This window comes from Kribbella polygonati (genome assembly GCF_050320105.1).
Classification (GTDB): Bacteria; Actinomycetota; Actinomycetes; order Propionibacteriales; family Kribbellaceae; genus Kribbella.
In genome coordinates this window covers 3,981,092-4,002,232 of the sequence record NZ_CP190129.1, presented here as the reverse complement: position 1 = coordinate 4,002,232, position 21,141 = coordinate 3,981,092, and the positions used below count along the sequence as shown (strand labels likewise).

The 21,141-nt window shown below is 67.4% G+C and carries 27 protein-coding genes and 1 tRNA gene; 18 read left to right on the top strand and 10 right to left on the bottom strand.

The window, feature by feature from the left end; translation table 11 throughout:
* Positions 1–7: 7 nt before the first annotated feature.
* The 3 genes from ACQHIV_RS19065 to ACQHIV_RS19055 all read left to right on the top strand — a co-directional run bounded on the left by ACQHIV_RS19065 (position 8) and on the right by ACQHIV_RS19055 (position 3,691).
* Complete coding sequence (locus ACQHIV_RS19065) at positions 8–1,000, top strand: cation diffusion facilitator family transporter (protein WP_427896032.1); 993 nt, start codon at positions 8–10, stop codon at positions 998–1,000.
* 200 nt (positions 1,001–1,200) lie between these two features.
* The gene (locus ACQHIV_RS19060) at positions 1,201–2,661 is read left to right on the top strand and encodes an NAD-dependent succinate-semialdehyde dehydrogenase (protein WP_427896031.1); all 1,461 of its coding nucleotides are present in this window, start codon (positions 1,201–1,203) and stop codon (positions 2,659–2,661) included.
* Between the two features lie 91 nt (positions 2,662–2,752).
* Positions 2,753–3,691, top strand: a complete 939-nt coding sequence (locus ACQHIV_RS19055) for an AraC family transcriptional regulator N-terminal domain-containing protein (RefSeq protein WP_427896030.1) — start codon at positions 2,753–2,755, stop codon at positions 3,689–3,691.
* Here the strand turns inward: ACQHIV_RS19055 and ACQHIV_RS19050 are convergent.
* Complete coding sequence (locus tag ACQHIV_RS19050) at positions 3,672–4,382, bottom strand: type 1 glutamine amidotransferase domain-containing protein (protein ID WP_427896029.1); 711 nt, start codon at positions 4,380–4,382, stop codon at positions 3,672–3,674. The genes ACQHIV_RS19055 and ACQHIV_RS19050 overlap by 20 nt on opposite strands.
* 246 nt (positions 4,383–4,628) lie before the next feature.
* Here ACQHIV_RS19050 and ACQHIV_RS19045 point away from each other — a divergent pair, with 246 nt between their 5' ends.
* The 11 genes from ACQHIV_RS19045 to ACQHIV_RS18995 are packed head-to-tail and all read left to right on the top strand — an operon-like array spanning position 4,629 to position 12,316.
* The gene (locus ACQHIV_RS19045; RefSeq protein WP_427896028.1) at positions 4,629–5,663 is read left to right on the top strand and encodes a type 1 glutamine amidotransferase domain-containing protein; all 1,035 of its coding nucleotides are present in this window, start codon (positions 4,629–4,631) and stop codon (positions 5,661–5,663) included.
* A gap of 1 nt (position 5,664) precedes the next feature.
* On the top strand, positions 5,665–6,096 hold the full coding sequence (locus ACQHIV_RS19040; protein ID WP_427896027.1) for a nuclear transport factor 2 family protein: 432 nt from the start codon (positions 5,665–5,667) through the stop codon (positions 6,094–6,096).
* Between the two features lie 14 nt (positions 6,097–6,110).
* Entirely contained in the window at positions 6,111–6,563 is a 453-nt protein-coding gene (locus ACQHIV_RS19035) for a nuclear transport factor 2 family protein (protein ID WP_427896026.1), read from the top strand.
* Positions 6,564–6,572: 9 nt separating this feature from the next.
* The gene (locus ACQHIV_RS19030) at positions 6,573–8,090 is read left to right on the top strand and encodes a toluene monooxygenase (protein WP_427896025.1); all 1,518 of its coding nucleotides are present in this window, start codon (positions 6,573–6,575) and stop codon (positions 8,088–8,090) included.
* Positions 8,087–8,380, top strand: a complete 294-nt coding sequence (locus tag ACQHIV_RS19025) for a toluene-4-monooxygenase system B family protein (protein WP_427896024.1) — start codon at positions 8,087–8,089, stop codon at positions 8,378–8,380. Before ACQHIV_RS19030 ends, ACQHIV_RS19025 begins: the two co-directional genes overlap by 4 nt.
* Positions 8,377–8,679: an MmoB/DmpM family protein gene (locus tag ACQHIV_RS19020; protein WP_427896023.1), complete on the top strand. Its 303-nt coding sequence runs from the start codon at positions 8,377–8,379 to the stop codon at positions 8,677–8,679. The genes ACQHIV_RS19025 and ACQHIV_RS19020 overlap by 4 nt, the downstream gene beginning before the upstream one ends.
* The gene (locus ACQHIV_RS19015) at positions 8,676–9,719 is read left to right on the top strand and encodes a hypothetical protein (protein WP_427896022.1); all 1,044 of its coding nucleotides are present in this window, start codon (positions 8,676–8,678) and stop codon (positions 9,717–9,719) included. The genes ACQHIV_RS19020 and ACQHIV_RS19015 overlap by 4 nt, the downstream gene beginning before the upstream one ends.
* Positions 9,716–10,042: a Rieske 2Fe-2S domain-containing protein gene (locus ACQHIV_RS19010; RefSeq protein WP_427896021.1), complete on the top strand. Its 327-nt coding sequence runs from the start codon at positions 9,716–9,718 to the stop codon at positions 10,040–10,042. The genes ACQHIV_RS19015 and ACQHIV_RS19010 overlap by 4 nt, the downstream gene beginning before the upstream one ends.
* Entirely contained in the window at positions 10,039–11,280 is a 1,242-nt protein-coding gene (locus ACQHIV_RS19005) for an NAD(P)/FAD-dependent oxidoreductase (RefSeq protein ID WP_427896020.1), read from the top strand. The genes ACQHIV_RS19010 and ACQHIV_RS19005 overlap by 4 nt, the downstream gene beginning before the upstream one ends.
* Positions 11,277–11,996 (top strand): iron-sulfur cluster assembly protein, encoded by a 720-nt coding sequence (locus ACQHIV_RS19000; protein WP_427896019.1) that lies wholly within the window; start codon positions 11,277–11,279, stop codon positions 11,994–11,996. The genes ACQHIV_RS19005 and ACQHIV_RS19000 overlap by 4 nt, the downstream gene beginning before the upstream one ends.
* A gap of 26 nt (positions 11,997–12,022) precedes the next feature.
* The gene (locus ACQHIV_RS18995; RefSeq protein WP_427896018.1) at positions 12,023–12,316 is read left to right on the top strand and encodes a putative quinol monooxygenase; all 294 of its coding nucleotides are present in this window, start codon (positions 12,023–12,025) and stop codon (positions 12,314–12,316) included.
* Positions 12,317–12,324: 8 nt separating this feature from the next.
* Here ACQHIV_RS18995 and ACQHIV_RS18990 read toward each other — a convergent pair whose 3' ends face one another.
* Positions 12,325–12,675, bottom strand: a complete 351-nt coding sequence (locus ACQHIV_RS18990; protein WP_427896017.1) for a thioesterase family protein — start codon at positions 12,673–12,675, stop codon at positions 12,325–12,327.
* A gap of 38 nt (positions 12,676–12,713) precedes the next feature.
* On the opposite strand from ACQHIV_RS18990, the gene ACQHIV_RS18985 reads away from it, so the two are divergent.
* Positions 12,714–13,325 carry a MarC family protein gene (locus ACQHIV_RS18985; protein ID WP_427896016.1) on the top strand — a complete coding sequence of 204 codons (612 nt, stop codon included), beginning with the start codon at positions 12,714–12,716 and terminating at the stop codon, positions 13,323–13,325.
* A gap of 34 nt (positions 13,326–13,359) precedes the next feature.
* Here the strand turns inward: ACQHIV_RS18985 and ACQHIV_RS18980 are convergent, their stop codons facing one another.
* From ACQHIV_RS18980 to ACQHIV_RS18960, 5 genes are all read right to left on the bottom strand, one after another.
* A complete protein-coding gene (locus tag ACQHIV_RS18980; protein WP_427896015.1) occupies positions 13,360–14,136 on the bottom strand; it encodes a hypothetical protein in 777 nt (258 codons plus the stop codon).
* A 14-nt stretch (positions 14,137–14,150) separates the two neighbouring features.
* Entirely contained in the window at positions 14,151–14,639 is a 489-nt protein-coding gene (locus ACQHIV_RS18975; protein WP_427896014.1) for a SigE family RNA polymerase sigma factor, read from the bottom strand.
* 346 nt (positions 14,640–14,985) lie between these two features.
* Positions 14,986–15,058, bottom strand: a tRNA-His gene (locus ACQHIV_RS18970).
* Between the two features lie 68 nt (positions 15,059–15,126).
* Positions 15,127–15,747, bottom strand: coding sequence for an oligoribonuclease (gene orn / locus ACQHIV_RS18965; protein ID WP_427896013.1), 621 nt, complete (start codon positions 15,745–15,747; stop codon positions 15,127–15,129).
* A 51-nt stretch (positions 15,748–15,798) separates the two neighbouring features.
* Positions 15,799–16,692 carry a class I SAM-dependent methyltransferase gene (locus tag ACQHIV_RS18960; RefSeq protein WP_427896012.1) on the bottom strand — a complete coding sequence of 298 codons (894 nt, stop codon included), beginning with the start codon at positions 16,690–16,692 and terminating at the stop codon, positions 15,799–15,801.
* A gap of 36 nt (positions 16,693–16,728) precedes the next feature.
* Here ACQHIV_RS18960 and ACQHIV_RS18955 point away from each other — a divergent pair, with 36 nt between their 5' ends.
* Entirely contained in the window at positions 16,729–17,208 is a 480-nt protein-coding gene (locus ACQHIV_RS18955) for a GNAT family N-acetyltransferase (protein WP_427896011.1), read from the top strand.
* 42 nt (positions 17,209–17,250) lie between these two features.
* Here ACQHIV_RS18955 and ACQHIV_RS18950 read toward each other — a convergent pair whose 3' ends face one another.
* From ACQHIV_RS18950 to ACQHIV_RS18940, 3 genes are all read right to left on the bottom strand, one after another.
* Complete coding sequence (locus ACQHIV_RS18950; protein WP_130381366.1) at positions 17,251–17,454, bottom strand: cold-shock protein; 204 nt, start codon at positions 17,452–17,454, stop codon at positions 17,251–17,253.
* 96 nt (positions 17,455–17,550) lie between these two features.
* Positions 17,551–18,327, bottom strand: coding sequence for a hypothetical protein (locus ACQHIV_RS18945; protein WP_427896010.1), 777 nt, complete (start codon positions 18,325–18,327; stop codon positions 17,551–17,553).
* A gap of 12 nt (positions 18,328–18,339) precedes the next feature.
* Positions 18,340–18,894 carry a dihydrofolate reductase family protein gene (locus tag ACQHIV_RS18940; RefSeq protein ID WP_427896009.1) on the bottom strand — a complete coding sequence of 185 codons (555 nt, stop codon included), beginning with the start codon at positions 18,892–18,894 and terminating at the stop codon, positions 18,340–18,342.
* Positions 18,895–19,027: 133 nt separating this feature from the next.
* Here ACQHIV_RS18940 and ACQHIV_RS18935 point away from each other — a divergent pair, with 133 nt between their 5' ends.
* Entirely contained in the window at positions 19,028–19,999 is a 972-nt protein-coding gene (locus ACQHIV_RS18935; protein ID WP_427896008.1) for a 2-dehydropantoate 2-reductase, read from the top strand.
* 153 nt (positions 20,000–20,152) lie between these two features.
* Entirely contained in the window at positions 20,153–21,130 is a 978-nt protein-coding gene (locus tag ACQHIV_RS18930) for a LacI family DNA-binding transcriptional regulator (RefSeq protein ID WP_427896007.1), read from the top strand.
* Positions 21,131–21,141: the final 11 nt, after the last annotated feature.

Sequence of the window (21,141 nt, the reverse complement as noted above, 5' to 3'; positions counted from 1 at the left end):
TCTGAGGGTGAGCAGCTCCGAGGACGACGACGGCGGCGGCGAGAGCCTCCTGACAGTGCTGGTCGCACTCAGCGCGAACCTGCTGATCGCGGTCGCCAAGACGGTCGTCGCGGTGATCACCGGGTCCGCCTCGATGGCGGCCGAGTCGGCGCACTCCTGGGCCGACACCGGCAACGAGATCTTCCTGCTGGTCGGGGAGCGCCGGGCGCGGAAGCCCGCCGACCGCACGCATCCGCTCGGCTACGGCCGGGTCGGGTACATCTGGTCGATGTTCGCGGCGTTCGGCCTGTTCACGGTCGGCGCGGCGGTGTCGGTGTGGCACGGCATCCAGTCGCTGGAGCACGGCGAGGCCGAGGCCACGTCGTACGGCTGGGCGTACGCCGTGCTCGGCGTCTCGTTCGTGCTCGAGGGGATCTCGTTCACCCAGGCGCTGCGGCAGACGAAGGCCGGGGCGCTGGAGCGGATGCTGCGGCCGTGGCGGTACGTCCGGATCACGTCGAACCCGGTACTGCGGGCGGTGTTCGTCGAGGACCTGTCGGCGTTGATCGGCATCCTGATCGCGGCACTCGCGATCCTGATGCACCAGCTCACCGGCAACGCGGCCTGGGACGCGGTCGGGTCGATCGTGGTCGGCGTACTGCTCGGTGTGGTGGCACTGTTCCTGATCAGCCGGAACATGGATTTCCTCACCGGCGAGGCGGTCACCCCGCTGGCCCGCAACCGGGTGCTCCGGGCGCTGCTCGAGCACCGGGACATCGAGCGGGTCACGTTCCTGCACATGGAGTGGGTCGGCGCCGACCGGATCTTCCTGGTCGCGGCGGTCGATGTCACCGGCAACGACGTCGAGTCCGAGGTCGCCGCCCGGCTGTATGCGATCGAGGACGCACTGAACGCCCGCCGTGAGATCCAGCAGGCGATCCTCACCCTGTCCCGCCCCGGCGACGACACGAGCCTGCAGCCCGGCGAACTGCCCCGCTGGTACGTCGAGCCGCAGCCCTGAGCTTCCAGCCACCGATCCGCTTGTTCGATGATGGCGTGGCCTCTTCGCCGGGCGGGTGACGGGTCGATGTCGGGATCCTGGGCGATCGGTGTCCGATACGACGAAATTCCGGCGACATGCTGGTGGGTGCGGTCGCTGACCGCCTAGCCTCGCTGCTCACCTGACGGTCGTGAGCGACCGCGCGCTCCTAGGAGGAAGCGATGGCTAACGCCTCGACCGCACTCATCGACGCCGAGCGGACCGGCGTACACATCGGCGGCCGCTGGGAGGATGCGCAGAGCGGCCGATGTTTCGCCGTCCACGACCCCGCCACCGGAGATGTCATCGCGGAAGTGGCCGATGCTGACACGGCAGACGCACGGCGGGCTCTTGACGCGGCTGCTGCCGCGGCGACGACGTGGGCGGCATCCGCAGCGCGGGAACGCTCCGATGTGCTACGTCGAGCGTTCGATGCCGTACTCGATCGGCGTGACGAGTTCGCGGCGACGATCACCAGGGAGATGGGGAAGCCCCTTCAGGAGGCCCGTTCCGAGGTCGAGTACGGCGCCGAGTTCCTTCGGTGGTACTCCGAGGAGGCGGTTCGAGGCATCGGGCGCTCCGGTGCCTGGCCCGAGGGCAGACAGTCGCTCGACGTACGTCGTCGGCCGGTCGGCCTGTGCTATCTCGTCACGCCCTGGAACTTTCCGCTGGCGATGGTGACCAGAAAGATCGCGCCTGCCCTGGCCGCCGGCTGTACGGCGGTGCTCAAGCCCGCCGAGCTCACACCCCTCACCGCGATGCTGATGCTCGACGTCCTCGCCGACGCGGGGTGCCCGCCCGGAGTCGTGAATCTGCTCACGACCTCGGACCCTCGCGCGGTCAGCGAAGCTGTCTTCGCGGACTCCCGGCTCCGCAAGGTCAGCTTCACCGGCTCGACGGCCGTCGGCCGTACCCTCCTGCGGCAGGCAGCCGGGCAGGTGGTGCGTACGTCGATGGAGCTCGGTGGAAATGCTCCGTTCATCGTCCTGCCGGGCGCCGACGTGGCGGCGGCCGTGGACGCGGCCATGACCGCGAAGTACCGAAATATGGGACAGGCCTGCACCGCTGCCAATCGCTTCCTTGTCCACGAATCGTTGATGGAGGAGTTCGGCGAACAACTCGCGTTCCGCAGCCGCCAACTGCTGGTGGGTCCGGGCACCGATCCGGCGACGACGATCGGTCCGTTGATCACCTCGACGGCAGTGGAGCGTTCCCTGCGGCTGATCGACGACGCCGTGACACGCGGTGCCAGTCTCCTGACAGGCGGGAGGCGGATAGATGAAACTGGCAACTATCTCGAACCGACCGTCCTCAGCGGAGTGACACCAGGCAGCAAGATTCTCGCCGAAGAGATCTTCGCCCCGGTCGCGCCGATCAGCGGGTTCGCGTCGGTCGACGACGCGGTTCGGCTTGCCAACGACACCGAGTACGGCTTGGCCGGCTACGTCTGTGCACCGACGAAGGAAGCCGGCCAAGCGGTCGCGGCGCGTCTCGAGGTCGGCATGGTCGGTATCAACACGGGCGTCATTTCCAACGCCGCTGCGCCGTTTGGAGGCGTGAAGAGTTCCGGTATGGGCCGCGAAGGCGGCTCCGAAGGCCTCGACGAGTACCTCGCCACACAATATGTCAGCAGTCCGGTGTGATCCGGGTCACGTATACTCAGCACACCCCTGGAGCCGCCGGCAGTAAGGGAGACCGAGCATGGCGATATCGATGTCACACATGGAACATCTGGTGACCACAGGTGACCTGATCGCCGAACTCGCCGCCAGGTCACCGAAGCTCGGCGGCAACGACGCGGGCTGGCCAGGGCTCACGATCTACCGGTTCGTCGAGCCGACGCAGCCGCAGTGGGAAGAGATCCAGTCGCTGTCGCTGGGCATCGTCGCGCAGGGACGCAAGGCGGTGATCATCGACGGCAAGACCTATCGGTACGACCCGTTCAACTACCTGATCCTGAGCAGCCACCTGCACTTCCAGGCACAAATTCTGGAGGCGACTCCCCGCAAGCCGTTCCTGTCCTTCGTCCTGCAGATCGATCCGGCCGTGGTCAAGAAGGTCTCCGCGGACATGCTCGAACACCGCTCCGTCGTGGCCTTCCCGCCAGAGCGTGTCGCCCGCATCCACCAGGACAAGGGCATGGTCTCGGCCCTCGATCCGGAGATGATGGGTGCCGTCCTGCGGTTTCTGCAGAGCCTCGGCACCGGCGCCGACCGGCGCGTACTCACTCCGATGTATCTGCAGGAGATCGTGTACCGCGTGCTGCAGCGCGAGCAATACGCACGGATGCTTCAGATCGCAGCCAAGCAGTCCGGGCAGAACCCGGTCTCAGCTGCGCTGACCTACATGAAGGAGCACTACGCCGAGCAGATCACCGTGAACGACATGGCGGAACAGGTCTGTCTGAGTCCGTCGTCGTTCTCACACCTGTTCCGGGAGATCACCGATCGTTCGCCGTACCAGTTCCTCAAGGAGCTGCGCCTGGACCAAGCCCGGCAACTGTTGCTGGACGGGCGGTTGAGCGTGACGGACGTATCGCGGGCCGTCGGGTACTCAAGTACCTCACACTTCATCAAGGAGTTCCGCACTCGGTTCGGCACGACGCCCAGGGCCTACGTCGATGCGGAGACCCTGGGCGTGCAACTCGACGCGCTCAGAGGCGGGGCGAGCTGACGGCTACGGCAGCCACCAGCGCCTCGGCCAGCGGCCGGGACGATGCCGGATTCTGCCCGGTGTACAAATTGCCGTCCTGGACCGTGTACGGCGCCCACGGCGTCTCGCCGGCCTCGAACCGCCCACCGAGTTCACCCACGCGGTCCTCCAGCAGCCACGGTGCCCGCTCCGCGAACCCGACCTGAGTCTCCTCGACGTTCGTGAAGCCTGTCAGCCGGCGGCCGCGGAACAGCCACCCGCCAGGACCTTCTGCAGCCAGTAGGGCCGCCGGACCGTGGCAGACCGCCGCCACTGGCTTGCCGAGATCGGTGAACTCGGCAACCAACTCGCCCACGGTCTTCGAGACGGCCAGATCCTCCATCGGCCCGTGCCCGCCGGGTACGAAGACCAGATCGTAGTCAGCGGCAACCGTGAGATCGAGATCGATCGGCTCGATGTCGATTCTGTCCAGGTAGGTACGGAACCGCTGCCCTGGCTCGGCCGAGCCGCCGTTCATCTCCGCGGAGAATCCCGCCTCGTCCGGGACCGGAGCCACACCACCAGGTGTCGCGACGACGACGTCGAAGCCGGCTTGCGTGAACACTTCGTGCGGTACCGCCAGTTCCTCCGGCCAGTAGCCGCAGGGATGCCTGGTGCCGTCCCGAAGAGTCCAGTAGCTGGAACCTGTGACGGCGAACAGGACACTTGTCATGGTCGAGAACCCCTTCTGATACGTGATATCGACTCCCTGGCAGGGTCCCTCGCACCTCGGCGTCCCGGCGCGCGTTCGGGCAGAATCCCGTCGGTTTCCGGCACAAGCTCGCCGGAGTGCGACATCACCGCGGGAACCGGCGAGGAATGGGCACACATCGAGCAGGAACCCTTCACCACGTCGCGCCGCACTCGGGTTTCCTACTTCTCCAGACCCACCCGTCCCGAACACCTGAGAGGCGGCACGATGACACGCATCGCGTATGTGGTCTCGAGCGCATCCGAGATCACGCTGGCGGACGGCAGCCCCCATCCCACCGGCTACTTCGCCGAGGAGGCCGTGAAGCCGTACGACCGGTTCGTCGCAGCCGGATTCGACGTGGCCGTCGTCACGCCTGACGGCAGGCCGCCGACAGCCGATCCGTACGGTCTGCGCTGGTACTTCCACTACCCCGACGAGGACAAGGACTACCTGGACTCCGTCGTACGGACGTTCGCCAACGACCCTGACGACATCCGGTTCACCCTCCACCAGAACACCGAGCTCGGGCTGGCCGCGGTCCGCCGGATCGCCGCGATCCTCCAGGTCGGCGGGCTGGATGCCGCAGCGGCTCACGCGGCGGTCAGCCGGGCAGCGAAGACCGCCTGGCGGGAGGACCGGCCGTTGGTCGATGTCGTCTCGTCGGACGACTTCTCGCCTGCCGTGGATCGGGCGGAGGCGCAGGCGGCGGTCGACGCGCAACGCCAGGACAGCGAAGCTCTCGCCGCCGAGCGACACCACCGGCTGCAGTCGATCGAGGGATTCCAGCACCCTCTCGATCTCAGCTCACTCAGCGACGAGCAGCTTGCCGAGTTCGACGCGGTCTTTGCGCCCGGTGGCCACGGGCCGATGGTCGACCTGGCCGACAACCCGGACGTCTCCCGTCTGCTGACCATGCTGCAAGGCAGGCAAGCACCGATTGTCGCGCTGTGTCACGGTCCCGCACTGTTGCTCTCAGCACCGGAGCGCCCAGACGGGCAGTGGCTGTTCGACGGTTATCGGATGACGTGTTTCACCGACGAAGAAGAGGATCAGACCGAACCGGGCCGGCTCGGATTGCCGTGGTACGTCGATACCGCCCTCAAGAACGCCGGCGCTGTCTTCGATGACGGACCAACGGCCTGGGCCAGCCACGTCGTGGTGGACCGCAACCTCATCACCGGTCAGAACCCGGGCTCGACCGAGGCAGTTGCGGACGCCGTCATCAGGGCTCTGGCCGGTACGACAGCGAAGGCGGCGTGACATGAGTACCGACGGATCCACCGCCGCGCACCGCTTCCTTTCAGCATTCGCCCGGCGCGACGCGGCATCCGCAGCCGCGGAAGTGGCCCCTGACGCGAGGGTGACGTTCCACGGACTCGGACGCAGCAGCATCGGTCCCGAACTCGTAGGCGAGGCGCTGCGCGACATCACCACCGCTTTCCCGGACCTGCGCGTGACCGTCAAGCGGGTCCTGATCACCGGCAACGTCGTCACCGCCGAACTCAAGGCCGAAGGCACGCAGGCGGCCGACTACGCCGGAGCGATCAATCAGGAGAAGCACCTCGATCTGGACGAGGGCTGGCGCTTCCAGCTGACTTGCGACCGGATCACCGCGCTTGACGTCTATTGGTGCCAGCAGCAGTTGTACCGCCGGCTCGCCGTCAAGCGGTTCGACCAGGTAGCGATCGTCTGAGGAGGGCGGAGCTGATGACTGCGCAACAGAACACCGCGCTGGTCGAGGAGTTCTTCGACCGGTACCGCGGGCACGACGTGCAAGGCATGGCAGAGCTGTGCTCGATCAACGCGGACTTCTCCTACCCACCGTTCGAGCTGTGGGGGAAGCAACGTGTGCTCCGTGGCGACGGAAAGGTCGGAACGGTCGGCAAGGCGATCTGGGCCGGCCTGATCAACTCGTTCCCGGACCTCACCAACGTCGTCCATTCGGTCACCGCGAACGACGACGGTGATGTCGTCGCCCAGATCGACATCAGCGGTACGCAGCGGTCGCCGTGGGGATACGTGCTCCCCCAGGGCAAGACGTACGACGAGCCGCACCTGTTCATCTTCCGGATCGGCGACGACGGCCTCATCTCGTCGATCACCGCCTACTGGAACAACGGCGCGATCAGCCGGCAACTCGGCCACCTCGAAGTCGACTAGGAGAACACCATGACATTGCTGAAACGAGAAGAATGGCAGGGATTCGTCCGGGACGTCGACTGGACGCCGACGTACGTCGACGACGAAGCCGTCTACCCCGAGTGGCACTCCGGCACCGGAAAGGTCCCCCGGGATGCCTGGCTCGGCTGGGAAGAGTCGTACAAGGTGACCTACCCCGAGTACGTCGCCACCCAGCGGGAGAAGGAATCGGCCGCCTACGCGGTCAAGGCCGCGCTCCAGCGCTCCAGCACCTTCGAACACCTGGACGAGGGCTGGAAGTCAGCGACCAAGATGCATTTCGGCGGCGTCGCCCTGGTGGAGTACGCGGCCGTGCTGGCGGAGTTGAAGATGGCCCGCTTCGGACTGAACGGCGCCTGGCGGAACATGGCGACGTTCGGTCAACTCGACGAGATGCGGCACGCGCAGATCACCACGTTCTTCGGACACGAGTTCATCGCCAAGGACCCGCAGTACGACTGGACCCAGAAGACGTTCCACACCAACGACTGGGTACCGATCAGCCTGCGCAACCTCTTCGACGGGATGATGATCGCACCCAACGTCGTCGACCTGGCGATCGAGTTGCCGTTCACGTTCGAGACCGGATTCACCAATCTGCAGTTCGTCGCGCTGTCGGCAGACGCGCTGGAGTCCGGGGACGTGAACTTCGCGAACATGATCTCGTCCATCCAAACGGACGAGGCGCGGCACTCGCAGCAGGGTGGTCCGACGATGGAGATCCTCGTCGAGCACGATCCGGTCCGCGCGCAATGGATCATCGACAAGAGTTTCTGGGGCTCGGCACGGGCGTTCGCCGCACTCACCGGCCCGGCGATGGACTACTACACGCCGCTCGAGCATCGCAAACAGTCCTACCGGGAGTTCATGGAGGAATGGGTCATCGACCAGTTCATCCGCACGATCGAGGACTACGGCCTGAAGAAGCCGTGGTTCTGGGACGAGTTCATGCGCGGCCTCGACACCTGGCACCACGGCTTGCACATGGGTCTGTGGTACTGGCGGCCCACTCTCTGGTGGCGTCCGAAGGCTGGAGTCTCCAAGGACGAGCGTGAGTGGCTGCAGGAGAAGTACCCGAACTGGGAGGCCACGTACGGCGACAAGTGGGACGTGATCATCGACCAGGTCAACGCCGATCACGTCGAAGCCACCCTGCCTGAAACCCTGCCGTGGCTGTGCAGCACCTGCCACCTGCCGGCCTGCAACGCGACTCAGTCCCGCGACGGCAAGTGGCGGGTGCGGAGCTGGCAGCTCGACTACGACGGCCACAAGTATCACTTCTGCACCAATGCGTGCCGCCAGATCTTCTGGAAGGACCGCGACAACATCAACCACGAAACGCTCGTCGACCGGTTCCTGGCCGGCCAGATCCAGCCCATGGACGTCGGCGGCATCCTCGCCTACATGGGCATGACGCCCGAGGCCATGGGTGACGATCCGGACTACAAGGCCTGGACCCGTGACTACGTGGGCCGCCCGGCGACGGGCCTCGTCGGAGCAGTGTCATGACCGCGCCGGCCACCGAGGATCGCGCACCCGAGCTGGTACCGCTCAACGCGGTGTTCGCCACCGACTTCGTCCAGATCCTCGTCCCGGTCACCACCGCCAACACCATGACCGAGGTCGCCGCCGCGGTCGCCCATCACGTCGAAGGCAAACGGGTCCGGGCGCTGCCGTACCCGAAGGTCGTCATCCACAACGGCCGCCGGTTGCCCGCCGACCTGACCGTCGCCGAAGCCGGCATCGCTCCGCTCGACCACATCGCCGTCGAGTACGACGTACCGGAGGAGGAGTCATGAAGAACCCAGTCGGCCCAGTGCTCCGGATGGGCGACCGGATCGACGACGTGGTCGCGGCGATTCGCGCCGACAATCCCGACCAGGACATCGAGGTCATCGACCGTGGTTCCTATGTCCGGGTCCAAGGCGAGGAGCGGGTCCGCGTCACCGAGCAGACGCTTCGGGAGCACCTCGGTCACGACTACGAGCTCCGGTCGTTCGGCACGATGATGTCGTCGTTCGTCGGCCGTGTGGTCACCAGCAGCGACGAGATCGTCTGGGAGAAGATCCGCAACGGACGAGGAGGAACGGTCCGATGAACGAAACGACTGCACACAAACCGCGGCCGCGCCGGACCTTCAGCGCGTTCGGCGAGGTCCGGAAGATGCCCAGTGAGTACGAGATCGTCACCCAGGGGCAGAACTGGACGATGCGCCAGAACCGGCCCTCGGCCTTCGAGCAGAACCCCTCGTCGCCGGCCAACCTGTGGTTCCTCACGTATCGGGACCAGTCACCGTTGCAGGCCGACGACTGGGAACAGTTCCGGGAGCCGGACAGTCTCACCTACCGGATGTACGTGAACGAGCAGGCGGAGGCCGAGACGAAGATCCACGGTGTACTCGAGGAGTACGCCGAGCTGGGCGCCGACCGATCCCTCGCGCCGGGCTGGCTGGCAACCCTTGGCACGCTGTACACAGCATCGCGCTATCCGGTGCACGGGTTCCAGCAGATCGAGGCGTACATCGGCTACCTGGCGCCGACGTCGTACATCACCAATCCGGCCGGACTGTCGACCGCGGACTTCCTTCGGCGTGTGACCACCATCGCCTACCGCACGCGCGAACTGCAACTGGCACATCCGGAGTCCGGGATCGGCACCGATCAGGAGCGGAGGCACTGGCTCGAGCACGAGGCCTGGCAACCCACTCGCAAGGCCGTCGAGTCGATCCTCGCCACGTACGACTGGGGTGAGTCGTTCACCGCACTCAACCTGGTCCTGCTGCCAACCCTGGACGACGTTCTCACCCGGCAGTTCGGAGAAGTCGCCCTTGACAACGGTGACAACCTGGCCTGGTTGCTACAGAGCTTCCTCGACGCGGACAACCAGCGACGGAACAGGTGGAGCGCGGCTGCCGCCCGCTTCGCGATCGATCGCCGGGCCGGCTCCGGGCCGGCGATCGAGAGGTGGATCCGGAAGTGGAGTCCGGCTGCCGACGAAGCTGCGGCCGGTCTCGGCACGCTCCTGGCGACGTTGCCCGAGGCTCCACGTGCCGCGAACGACGTCGCGGGCCAGGCACAGGCCGCGCGTCAGGCGTTCCTGTCCACAGTCCTCGGCGCTCCCGCAGGGGCGACGTCATGAACCCGGCGGCGATGCAGACAATGCACGCGACGATCCACATCGACGACCTTTGGGAAGGCGACATGGCGCCCGTCGACGTCAACGGAACAAAGGTGCTCCTGATGAACGTCGACGGCGACGTCAGGGCCTACCAGAATCGCTGCCCGCACCAGGCCTGGGCACTCGACGAGGGCGACTTCGACGGTGCGACTCTGACCTGCGTGCGACACATGTGGCAGTTCGACGCAGCCAGCGGTCAAGGGGTCAACCCGGACGACTGCAGCCTGAGCCGCTACCCCTGCGAGGTCGGCGACGACGGCATGATCAGGGTGGACGTGGGATGACCAGGCAGCGGTACGTCATCGTCGGCGGCGGAGTTGCGGCGGCGTCAGCCGCCGCAGGTCTCCGCTCGCACGGCTTCGACGGCGAAGTGGTCATGGTCAGCGACGATCCCGTACTCCCCTACGAGCGACCACCGCTGTCCAAGCAGGTGCTCGCACAACCGACCCAACCCGAGCCGACCTACCTCAAGCCCGAGTCGTGGTACGCCGACAACGACGTCACGGCCATGCTCAAAGTGAGAGCCACCGCGTTCGACCCCCGTGCACGGACCGTAGAGCTCTCCACCGGCGAATCCCTACGGTACTCGGGACTGCTCCTGGCCACCGGGGTCCGCGCCCGAACGCTGCCTGGCGTCGAGGGCGAACACGTACTCACCTTGCGCTCGCTCGCGGATGCTTCACTGCTTCGGCGGCGCCTCGCCGCAGCCCAGAAGATCGTCGTTCTCGGTGGCGGGTTCATCGGGTGCGAGGTTGCCGCCTCGGCCGTTGCCCTGGGCAAGCGAGTGACGATTGTCGAACGTACTGCATCTCTGATGGAAGCCGCGCTCGGCCCAGCACTCGGTGAGGTGCTGACCGATGTGCACCGTGCCGCCGGCGTCCAGCTCGTGCTGCGCAGCGTCGTACAGCAAGTCACAGACACCGCCTCGCACGCTGTGGTGCACACGACTCGAGGTGTCGTCGAGGCAGACCTCGTCCTGATCGGTGCCGGCACCGTCCCGAACACCGAACTCGCCGGAGCCGCAGGTCTCGACCTCGACGGTGGCGTAGTCACCGACGAATACTCCAGAACAAGCGTTCCCGGCGTCTATGCGGCCGGCGACGTTGCATCCATCTACCACCCGTACTACGGCAAGCGGCTGCGGGTCGAACATCACGACACCGCGATGCACCACGGAATCTCAGCCGCCAAGAACATGCTCGGAACAGCAGAGCCCTTCCGAGAGCCGCACTGGTTCTGGTCCGACCAGTACAGTCACACACTGCATCAGGTCGGCCGAGCAGAGCCCGGTGACGAACTCGTGGTGCGCGGAAGCATGGACGACCTGTCCTTCTCCGCCTTCTACCTCCGCGATTCCAGGATCACCAAGGTGATCTCACTCAACCGTCCGAAGGACGTGCTTGTAGCTCGGCGACTGCTCTTCTCCGAACACACCGCGACCAAGGACCTCCTCCTGGACGAGTCGTTGCCACTCAACCGGCTTGCACCTCGCCGATCCACTTCGCGCGCGGAGGCGTCATGACCACCATCACTGTGGACCAAACCCAACTCCGTGTCGACCCGAACGAGGCGCGCGAAGCGGTCCGGCGCGTTCAGGGCGTCGACTCTGTCACTGCGGTCGCGAGGCTTCGCTACGGTCCCGGGCGTACCTGCGAGCCTGTCGCCCGGCTGATCGACCAAGCAGTCGGCCGGGCCAGGCAGCACGGCCTCGATCCGCGGCGCCTCACCGTCACCGCCGTACGAATCGAGGCCGGCGAGGACATCGTCCGCGTCCGGCGAAAGGCACACGGCACCGCCGACTGGATCACCAGCTGCACGAGCGACGTCCTGGTCGAGCTCACCCCGGACGGAATCAACCGGACCACTCCTCCGCCAGAGCCCCAACCTGCCGCGCAACCCGAGACGGCCAGTCCACAGTCGATCGACGATCAGGACACGGCGCACATCCGAGAGCGGCTGTTCGAGGTCATCGACCCCGACCTCGGCGTCAACATCATCGATCTGGGCTTCGTCCGGACCATCGAGATCGATGACCGCACCGTTGCCCTCACCATGACCTTGACCTCAGCGGCCTGCCCACTGACCGACGTCATGACCGACCAGATCCACACCGAGCTCACGACGCAGGGATTGGCCGACGACGTTCGCATCGACTGGCAGTGGACACCGGCCTGGTCGCCGGCCGACATCACGTCTGAAGGCCGCGCGCAACTGCGCGCCATCGGATTCACCATCTGACAAGCACTGACGAGGAGACGAACCCCATGGGACACGTAGTCATCGCAACCTGGACGGCCAAGCCGGGCGAAGCAGACCGGATCCGCGCGATCCTCGCCGAACTCACCCCCGGCAACCGCGCCGAACCCAAGATGGTCCATTTCCAGGCACAGATCAGCGACGACGACCCGAACACGTTCGTCCTCTACGAGCACTACACCGACGCCTCCGGCTACCAGGATCACCGCGCCACCGAAGCCTTCCAGCAACGAGTCCTCGGCGAGGCCCTACCGCTACTCGCGAATCGAACAGTCGAAACGCTTTCCACGGTGGACAGCTGAGAATGTCGTTAGGGCACGTTCGCGAGGAAGGTCTCGCGGTCGACGATCACCCGGACGTGTTCGCAGTCGGCGATGAGTTGGCCCGTGGAGTTCGTGGCGCGGACCTGGAAGCGCAGGTGGTTGCCGTCGACCTCGGGAGCGTCCGCCGTGATGTCGACGGTGTCGCCGACGCGGGTCGGTATCCGGTGCCGCATGCGGACCGACGTACCGACGGAGGTCTGGCCGGCGGTCAGTAGCGGGCGGGCCAGTTCGAGGGCGGCGTACTCGAGCCAGGTGATCAGCCGGGGCGTGGCGAGCACCTCCACGTCTCCGCTGCCGACGGCGATCGCGGTGTCGGCGGGGGTCACAACATGTCGCACGGCGAACTGTCCTTACTCGAGGTGTACGCTTCCCGACCGTGGAGCCCGTACACGTGGCGGTTTCGGCTTTGGCTGCATTGTTGCCGATCACCAACCCGGTCGGTGCGCTGGCCACCTTCGCCGGCCTGACCGGCGGCGTGGAGCGCGGAGCGATGCGCCGCCAGGCGGTGATGACGGGCGTCTACGTGCTCGCGATCCTGACGGTGTTCGCGCTGCTCGGCACGCTCGTGCTGGAGGGCCTCGGGATCGGCCTGCCCGCGCTGCAGATCGCCGGCGGACTGGTGGTCGGTCACTCCGGCTTCGGGATGATCGTGTCCCGGCAGACGCTGACCGACGACGAGAAGACGCACGGCGTCGCGAAGCCGGACGTGTCGTTCTCGCCGATGGCGCTGCCGCTGGTCGCGGGCCCGGGCGCGATCGGCGTCGTGATCGCGCTGACCGCGCGGCACCCCGGCCTCACCAACCGGCTCGGCGTGATCGTCGGAGTGGCCGTGATCGCGGCGCTGGTCGCGGTGCTGCTCCGCTTCGGTACGCCGCTCGTCGACAAGCTCGGCCCGACCGGGCTCGGGGCGCTCAGCCGCATCATCGGCTTCCTGACACTGGCCATCGGCGTCGAACTCGTCACGCACGGCGTGCTCGCCGTGAAGTAGGCCCGGCGCCCACCTGGACGCCGGGCCGGTCCTGCTACTTGCCGAACTTCGAGAGCGGCGGGAGCTTCCACGCCTTGCTCTCGGCCAGCGCGGTCAGGTCCTTCACGGACAGCAGCGGCGTGGCACGGGTGTGCCCCGGCTTCCCCTTCTCCCGGGGACCGTTGTAGCTGGTGAGGCTGATGCTGCGGCCGTCACGGCGCTGCAGCAGCACGTAGTTGCTGACGACACCGAACTCCGCCTGGCGGCTGTCGGTGTACTCGGGCGACTCCTTCAGGACGTACAGGGTCGAGCCGTCCGGCAGCGTGCTGCAGCCTTGGGCGACCGGTACGCACCGGGGCTGCTCGCCGCCGCCGGAGAGCAGGACCTCCACGCGGGAGGCGCCGTGGCCGTCGTTGACGACGTACGCCGCGGCGCTGAAGCTGCTGTCGCCCCAGGTCTCCGGCTTCGAGATGGTGCGGCCGGGGGCCGTGAGGAGCGTCTTGAGGGTGCTGAGCGTCTTCGTGTTGTCGGCCGCGTGCGCGGTCGAGGGCGTGCCACTCGGGATCGGCGAGGGCTTCACCGAAGCGGACGGTTTGGTGATCGCGGTCGGCGTACCGGCGGCCGCGCTGTCGGCGGGGGAGTTGAGTACGTGGATCCCGCCCGCGATCAGGCCGGCGGTGGCCAGTACGGCGCCGGTACCGCCCGCGGCGAGCAGCGCCGTACGCCGGCGCCGCAAGCGGGTGCCCTGCACGACGGTGCGTTCCAGCAGGTCGGGGGAGACGGGCTCGAGGTTCTCGGTGGCCCGCTGCATCAGGTCGGTGAGGTTGTTCATGGGTTCTCCTGAGCTCAGAGGGCGATCAGCTGGTCGGCACCGTCACCAAGGACCGCCCGCAGGCGTTCCAGGGCTCGGGCGGTGCGGGTCGTGATCGCACTGGTCTTCTTGCCAAGATCGAGCGCCACCTGCTCGACGCTGCGATCTTCGAAGAACCGCAGCACCAGCACCGCCCGATCCAACGGCGCAAGCTCCCCCAACGCGCTCTGCAGAGCCACCCGCAACTCGACGTCGCCGACCCGCTCGACCACCTCAGGCACTTCCCCGGTCGGCCGCTCCCCCCAACTCTTCCGCCGGCGCTGAGAGATGTAGGTACGGACGAGAGCTGTCCGCGCATACGCCCCGGGGCTGTCGATCCGCCCCCACGCCTTCATCAGATTCGCGAGGGTGTCCTGTACCAGGTCCTCTGCGTGATGCCGGTCCCCACACAGCAACCAAGCAGTCCGGTACATCCGCGGGATCTGCGCCCGCGCGAACTCCTCGAAGTCCTCGCCCGTACCCATCCACACCTCCTGTAGCTGCCTCTGCCCCAAGAGACGCATCCACAGGCGCGTCAGATCACACCCAAGTTCAGAACACCTTGGAAAGAACCCACACAGCAAACGCCAAGACCCCCACGACGAAGGTCACCACCACCACGACCCCATACCCAAACCAGGCACTCCCACTCAACTTCACAAACGCATCCTCGCACGCCAACAAGCGAACCCGACCACAGCCGCCGAGCGAAGCGAAGGCGATGGGGGGTGCGGGTGGCGGAGCCCCCGCTCCGCGGCAAGCGAAGCGCAGCCGCACAAAATGACGAAGCCGACCAAATCGCGCGATTCTGCGCGACATGGCCGGCCATCGGGTGAGTGACGGGACTTGAACCCGCGACCACCTGGACCACAACCAGGTGCTCTACCAGCTGAGCTACACCCACCATTGCCGCCCGAACTGCGACGGCTGAGCAATCATAGCGATGAAGTCGCTTGACCAAAAATCGGCAGGTCAGGAGGCTGTCGAGCTGTCCTCGGCAGGTGCCGTGACGAGGCTCGCGGCGGCCCGTGCGGTGTTGGAGTCCGGCCCGGGCTGCGGCACGAAAACGGTCTCCCGGTAGTACCGGAGCTCGGCGATGCTTTCGGTGATGTCGGCCAGCGCGCGGTGGTTGCCGTTCTTGGCGGGCGTCGCGTAGTAGACCCGCGGGTACCACCGGCGGACCAGCTCCTTGATCGAGCTGACGTCGACGTTGCGGTAGTGCAGGTGGGACTCGACGCGCGGCATGTCGCGGACCAGGAACGTGCGGTCGGTGCCGACGGAGTTCCCGGCCAGGGCGGCCTTGCGGGGCTCCTTGACGTACGACGTGATGAAGTCGAGCACCTGCTGCTCGGCGTCGGCGAGCGGGATGCCGCCGGCGAGCTCGTCGAGCAGCCCGGAGGCGGTGTGCATGTCGCGGACGAAGTCACCCATCTGCTCGAGCGCGCCCGGGGGCGGCGCGATCACCAGGTCGATCCCGTCACCGAGCACGTTCAGTTCGTAGTCGGTGACCAGCACCGCGACCTCGATCAGGGCGTCGTTCACCAGATCGAGGCCGGTCATCTCGCAGTCGATCCACACCAGCCGGTCGTTCATGGGCACCCACCTTACGGCGACGGGCCGACAGAACCGCGACCGCGTACCCGGTCAGCGCGGCGCGTGCCCGATGTGGACGCTCCGGACGGACAGTACGGCGAGGTCGGTGCGACGTCCGAGGAAATACGGCCCGTCGGGGTCCAGTAACTGCCGCCAGACGTCGACGTCCTCCGCACCGAGCCACTCCGCGTCCGGCACCACCTGCCCGTGACCGTGCCCATGCCCATGACCCTGCGCGCCCCCGGTCAGGCGCTCGATCCGCGTCCGGAACCCGTGCACGACCTTGTCCAGCCGTTCCGCCGTCAACGGCGCGGGCGTCTCGGTCAGCACGCTCCGCGTGGTCACGTCGACCAGCCCGGCCCGGGTCAGCGCCTCGGTCCACCCGTACGGCATCGGCACCGACCCCGGCAGCGAGTCCCGCATCACCTTGAACCACCGGTCCTGCGCGACATCCAGCCGCAACTCCAGCCCTGGTTCACCGAGCCCGAGGTCCCAAGGCAGCTGCCGCGACGGCAACCCACCCTCGGCAAGCGCCAGCCGTCCACCGCCGGCGAGCAACCCAGCCAGCGCGTCCACAGCCGCCTGCTGATCGGCAGCGTGGTGGACCGAGGCCGACGCCCAGATCAGGTCCGCCGGCGCACCGATTGCCTCGCGCAACGGTTCCGCCCCGTCGTCCATCGACGCCAGCTCGCACCGTACGAGCCCGGCCGTGTGCTCCCGTGCCTGCTCCAGTACGTCGGGATCCGCGTCGATCGCGACCACCGTCGCGCCCGGCCGCGCCTCGGCGAGCGCCTTCGCCATCCCGCCCCCGCCACACCCGACATCGACCAGCACCTGGTCGGTGTCACGAACGAGCGTGCCGGCCACTGCCGCGTTCCAGCCGGCCTCGCCCTCCGCGGACGTCCGCAGCCGCCCGGCCTCGCCTGCCCAGTCGATCTCGATCATGGCGACCAGTCTGGCAAAGCGGGCTAGGTTTGCGCGGTGATCACCACCGAGCGCCTCACGCTGCTACCTCTGCGGGTCGAGTACGCCGTACCGATGGCAGCGGTGCTGTCCGACCCGGCGCTCTACACGTTCACGGGTGGGGAGCCGCCGACCGTGGCGGCGTTGGAGGCGCGGTATCGCCGTCAACTCGCCGGGCCGGACCGGGACGACGAGCAATGGCTGAACTGGGTCGTCCGGTACGACGACCAGTTGATCGGCTACGTTCAGGCCACGGTCACCGGATGTACGGCAGAAATTGCCTGGGTGATCGGCACCGCGTGGCAGGGCCGGGGATTCGCGAAAGAAGCAGCGCAGGGCCTGGCCACCTGGCTGAGGGCAGGAATTGCCCGCCGGATCGTCGCGCACGTGAATCCGGAACACACCGCATCGGCCGCCGTGGCGACCGCGATCGGTCTCGCGCGCACCGACGTACTGGAGGACGGCGAGTACCTGTGGAGCACGGCAGACCCGGCCTGAACCGGGCCTGCCGTCAAACAACCGTCGGAAGGACGGCCGAGATCAGACGGGGCGAACGTTCTCCGCCTGCAGGCCCTTCGGGCCCTGGGCGATCTCGAACTCGACCCGCTGGTTCTCGTCCAGGGAGCGGAAGCCCTGGGTCTGGATCGCCGAGTAGTGCACGAACACGTCGGCGCCGCCGTCCTCCTGGGAGATGAAGCCGAAGCCCTTCTCGCCGTTGAACCACTTAACTGTTCCCAAAGCCATGATTTTCTCCTGATACGACAAAACGCCCGGCGGATTACAAATCCGCGGGCGCTTCGACACGAACGTGGAACTGCAAAACTGCAACGGTCCAAAACCCTAGCACGCTGGATGAGTCGTCAGCCACCCCTCGCCGCGCCGTACGTCGTACTCGTCCGGAGTTCCCGCCCACGTCTCGGTGCAGCCGGAGGTTCCGCACTCGCACGCGAACGGGTACGGCGGCAGCTCGGAAAGCCCGCGATCCGCCTGCCACAACCGCCCCTGCCGGCACGCCGCAAGGTTCTCGTACTGCCGCTGCCGACTCAGCTCGGGACCGGCCTGAAGGCGGGGGAGCGGTCCTAGCGCATCCGTGATGCTCTGCGCGACAACAGCCCAGTCCGGGTCCGCTGGTACCTCGACTATTACCCGCCCGCGCTCCGCGGCCTCTCGACGTACGCGATCAGCCAGTAGGGTGTCCCGCGCCAGCAGCCCCTCCAGCTGCTCACGTCCCCCCACGCGCTGCTCCCGGGCCTGCCTGGTCTGTTCTGTGTCCGGCACCAACCACACCGCCGCCGCGACGCCGTCAGCCATCGACGGGTACAGCTGTGGCCCCTCAACCAGCGCAGGTACGTCACCGAGCCCGCGTTCACGCACGTCCTCGACAACCAGCTCCAGCCGCAGCCGGGCGGTCTCCACGAAGCTGTCGGCCGCGTACGACGGCCCTTGCGCCAGGTCTTCCGCCAGCGGCCGGAGCGGTGGCAGCCGGTCCAGGTGGGCGTACGTCCACAGGTCGATCGGATGCAGCGGCAGGTCACCGCGACGGGCGAGCTCCCGGGCGATCGTCGACTTCCCCGCGCCCGGGGCCCCACCGATCCACACCATCGCCGGCCAAGTCACCGGCCCATCCTCTTACGGCCGTACGTACGTCGCCAGCGACGCCGCACCGGCCTGAACGACCGAGGCGAGCTTCAGGTGCACCGGCTGGTCCAGCGGGCCGAAGATCTTCTCGCCGGCCCCCACGATCGACGGGAGCGTCATCAGCCGGTACTCGTCGACCAGGTCCGCGGCCTGCAGCTCCCGGACCACGCTGCGGCTGCCGGTGACCGCGATGGTCCGCGGCTCCGACCGTACGTAGTCCGTCAGCGAGCCCTCCATCAGCGTCGAGTTCGGGAACACCGAGACGTCGGTCAGCGAGTGCGACGCGACCACCTTGGCCATCTTGTTCATCTTGACGGAGAAATCGTCGGTGCGGTTCGGCCAGAGCTTGCTGAACAGCTCCCAGGTGTTCCGGCCGAGCAGCAGCACGCCGGTGTCCATCAGGTCGCCGAGTCGGAACTTGTCCCCGCCGACGGTCTCCGGTCCGTGCCGGAACGCCCAGCCGCCGAACGGCGTGCCGGCTGAGCCGTCGGGGTCGGTGATGACGCCGTCCATGCTGACGAATCCGGTGACGATGACGTGTCCCATGGCCCTGCTCCTTCTGCTGATCGGTTGATGCCGGTACATACCGCCGCGGCGCCATCGAATCATCGGTCGGACGGAAATGTGACCTTGACCTCATTCGGAGTCATCGCCTACCGTATTCTGTATGCAATCTTCGATGAGAGTTGCGATTCTCGGCGCCGGTGCGATCGGGGCGTACGTCGGCGCGGCGCTGCACCGCGGCGGCACCGAAGTGCACCTGGTCGCCCGCGGCCCGCACCTGGCCGCGATCCGCTCCGGCGGCGTGCTGGTGCGCAGTCCCCGTGGCGACTTCACCGCCCGTACCCCGGCCACCGACGACCCGGCCGAGATCGGCCCGGTCGACTACGTCTTCCTCGGGCTCAAGGCGAACTCGTACGCGAGCGCCGGCCCGTTGCTCGCCCCGCTGCTGCACGACCGCACCGTCGTGGTCGCCGCGCAGAACGGCATCCCCTGGTGGTACTTCCACGGACTGACCGGTCCGTACGAAGGCCGCCGGGTCGAATCGGTCGATCCGGGCGGCGCCGTCACCCGCGTGCTCGACCTCGACCGCGCGATCGGCTGCGTCGTCTACTGCTCCACCGAGCTCGAGGCGCCGGGCGTCGTACGGCACCTCGAAGGCACCCGCTTCTCGATCGGCGAACCGGCGGGCGGTACGTCGGACCGCTGCGAACGGTTCAGTACGGCGATGGTCGCCGGCGGGCTGAAGTGCCCGGTCGAGGCGGACATCCGCAACGACATCTGGATCAAGCTGCTCGGGAACGCGGCGTTCAACCCGATCAGCGCGCTCGCCCGGGCGACGATGGTGGAGATCGCCACGCACCAGGGCACCCGGCAGATGGTCCGGCTGATGATGCAGGAGTCGCTGGCGATCGCGGCCGCGCTGGGCTGCAATCCGGACATCTCGGTCGACAAGCGGCTGGACGGCGCCGAGCGGGTCGGCGAGCACAAGACCTCGATGCTGCAGGACCTGGAGAAGGACAAGCCGCTCGAGCTCGACGTCATCCTCGCCGCGGTCGTCGAGCTCGCGGACCTCACCGGCGTACCGGCGCCCACGCTGCGCGCCGTACACGCCGTCGCCGACCTGCTGGCCAGCAAGGTCGGCGTCTGACGAGCCGGGTGGGTCCGGCCCACAGCGACGCCGGACCCACCTGTCCCGGCTCGCCGGGAGCACCGCCGTGTTGACGCAAACATGTCTAGACTCCTGCCCACGGGAGGTGCCGGGGTGGAGGGAAGGCCAGGGAGACGGCGGCGGGGTCCGTCGATGGCGGACGTCGCGCGACTGGCCGGGGTGTCCGGGCAGACCGTCTCGCGGGTCGCGAACGGGCGGCAGAACGTCGACGACCTCACTCGTGCGCGGGTGAAGGACGCGATGCGGCAGCTCGGTTATCGCCCGAACGGTGCCGCGAGGGCCTTGCGCAGCGGCGAGTTCCGCAGCATCGGGGTGATCGTCTTCGAGCTCTCGACGTTCGGTACGACGCGAACGCTGGACGCGATCGCCACCGCCGCCACCGCGCGCGGGTACTCCGTCAACCTGATGCCGGTGCTCGCGGTCAGCCGCCAGGCGGTCGCGGACGCGTTCACCAGGCTGGGGGAGCAGGCGGTGGACGGGGTGATCATGATGATCGAGGCGCAGGTGCTGGAGGAAATGCAGGTGCCTGTTGGGCTGCCGGTGGTGATTGTGCATGCCGGTGCGCACTACGACCATCCGGTTGTCGACACCGATCAGGCGCAGGGTGCTCGGCTCGCGACGGAGCATCTGCTCGAGCTGGGGCACCGGACGGTCTGGCATGTGGCCGGGCCGTCGTCGTCGTTCGCGGCCGACCAGCGGCGGCGGTCCTGGGAGCAGACGCTCCGCGACCGCGGCTGCGACGTACCGGCGGCGCTGTTCGGGGACTGGTCGTCGGCGTCCGGGTACGAGGCCGGGTGCCGGCTCGCGGCGGACCCGGACGTGACCGCGATCTTCGTCGCCAATGATCAGATGGCGCTGGGTGTACTACGGGCCTTGCATGCGCACGGGCGGTCCGTGCCGGGCGACGTCAGCGTGGTCGGGTTCGACGACATGGAGGAGGCGGCCCAGTTCTGGCCGCCGCTCACCACCATTCGTCAAGCCTTCACCGACCTCGGCCGCCGCAGCGTAGACACCCTCCTCGCCGAACTCCACGCCACCACCCACCACCACGCCCCGTACGCCGTCCCCACCACCCTCATCCTCCGCAACAGCACCGCCACCCCGACCTAGAACCCCGCCCA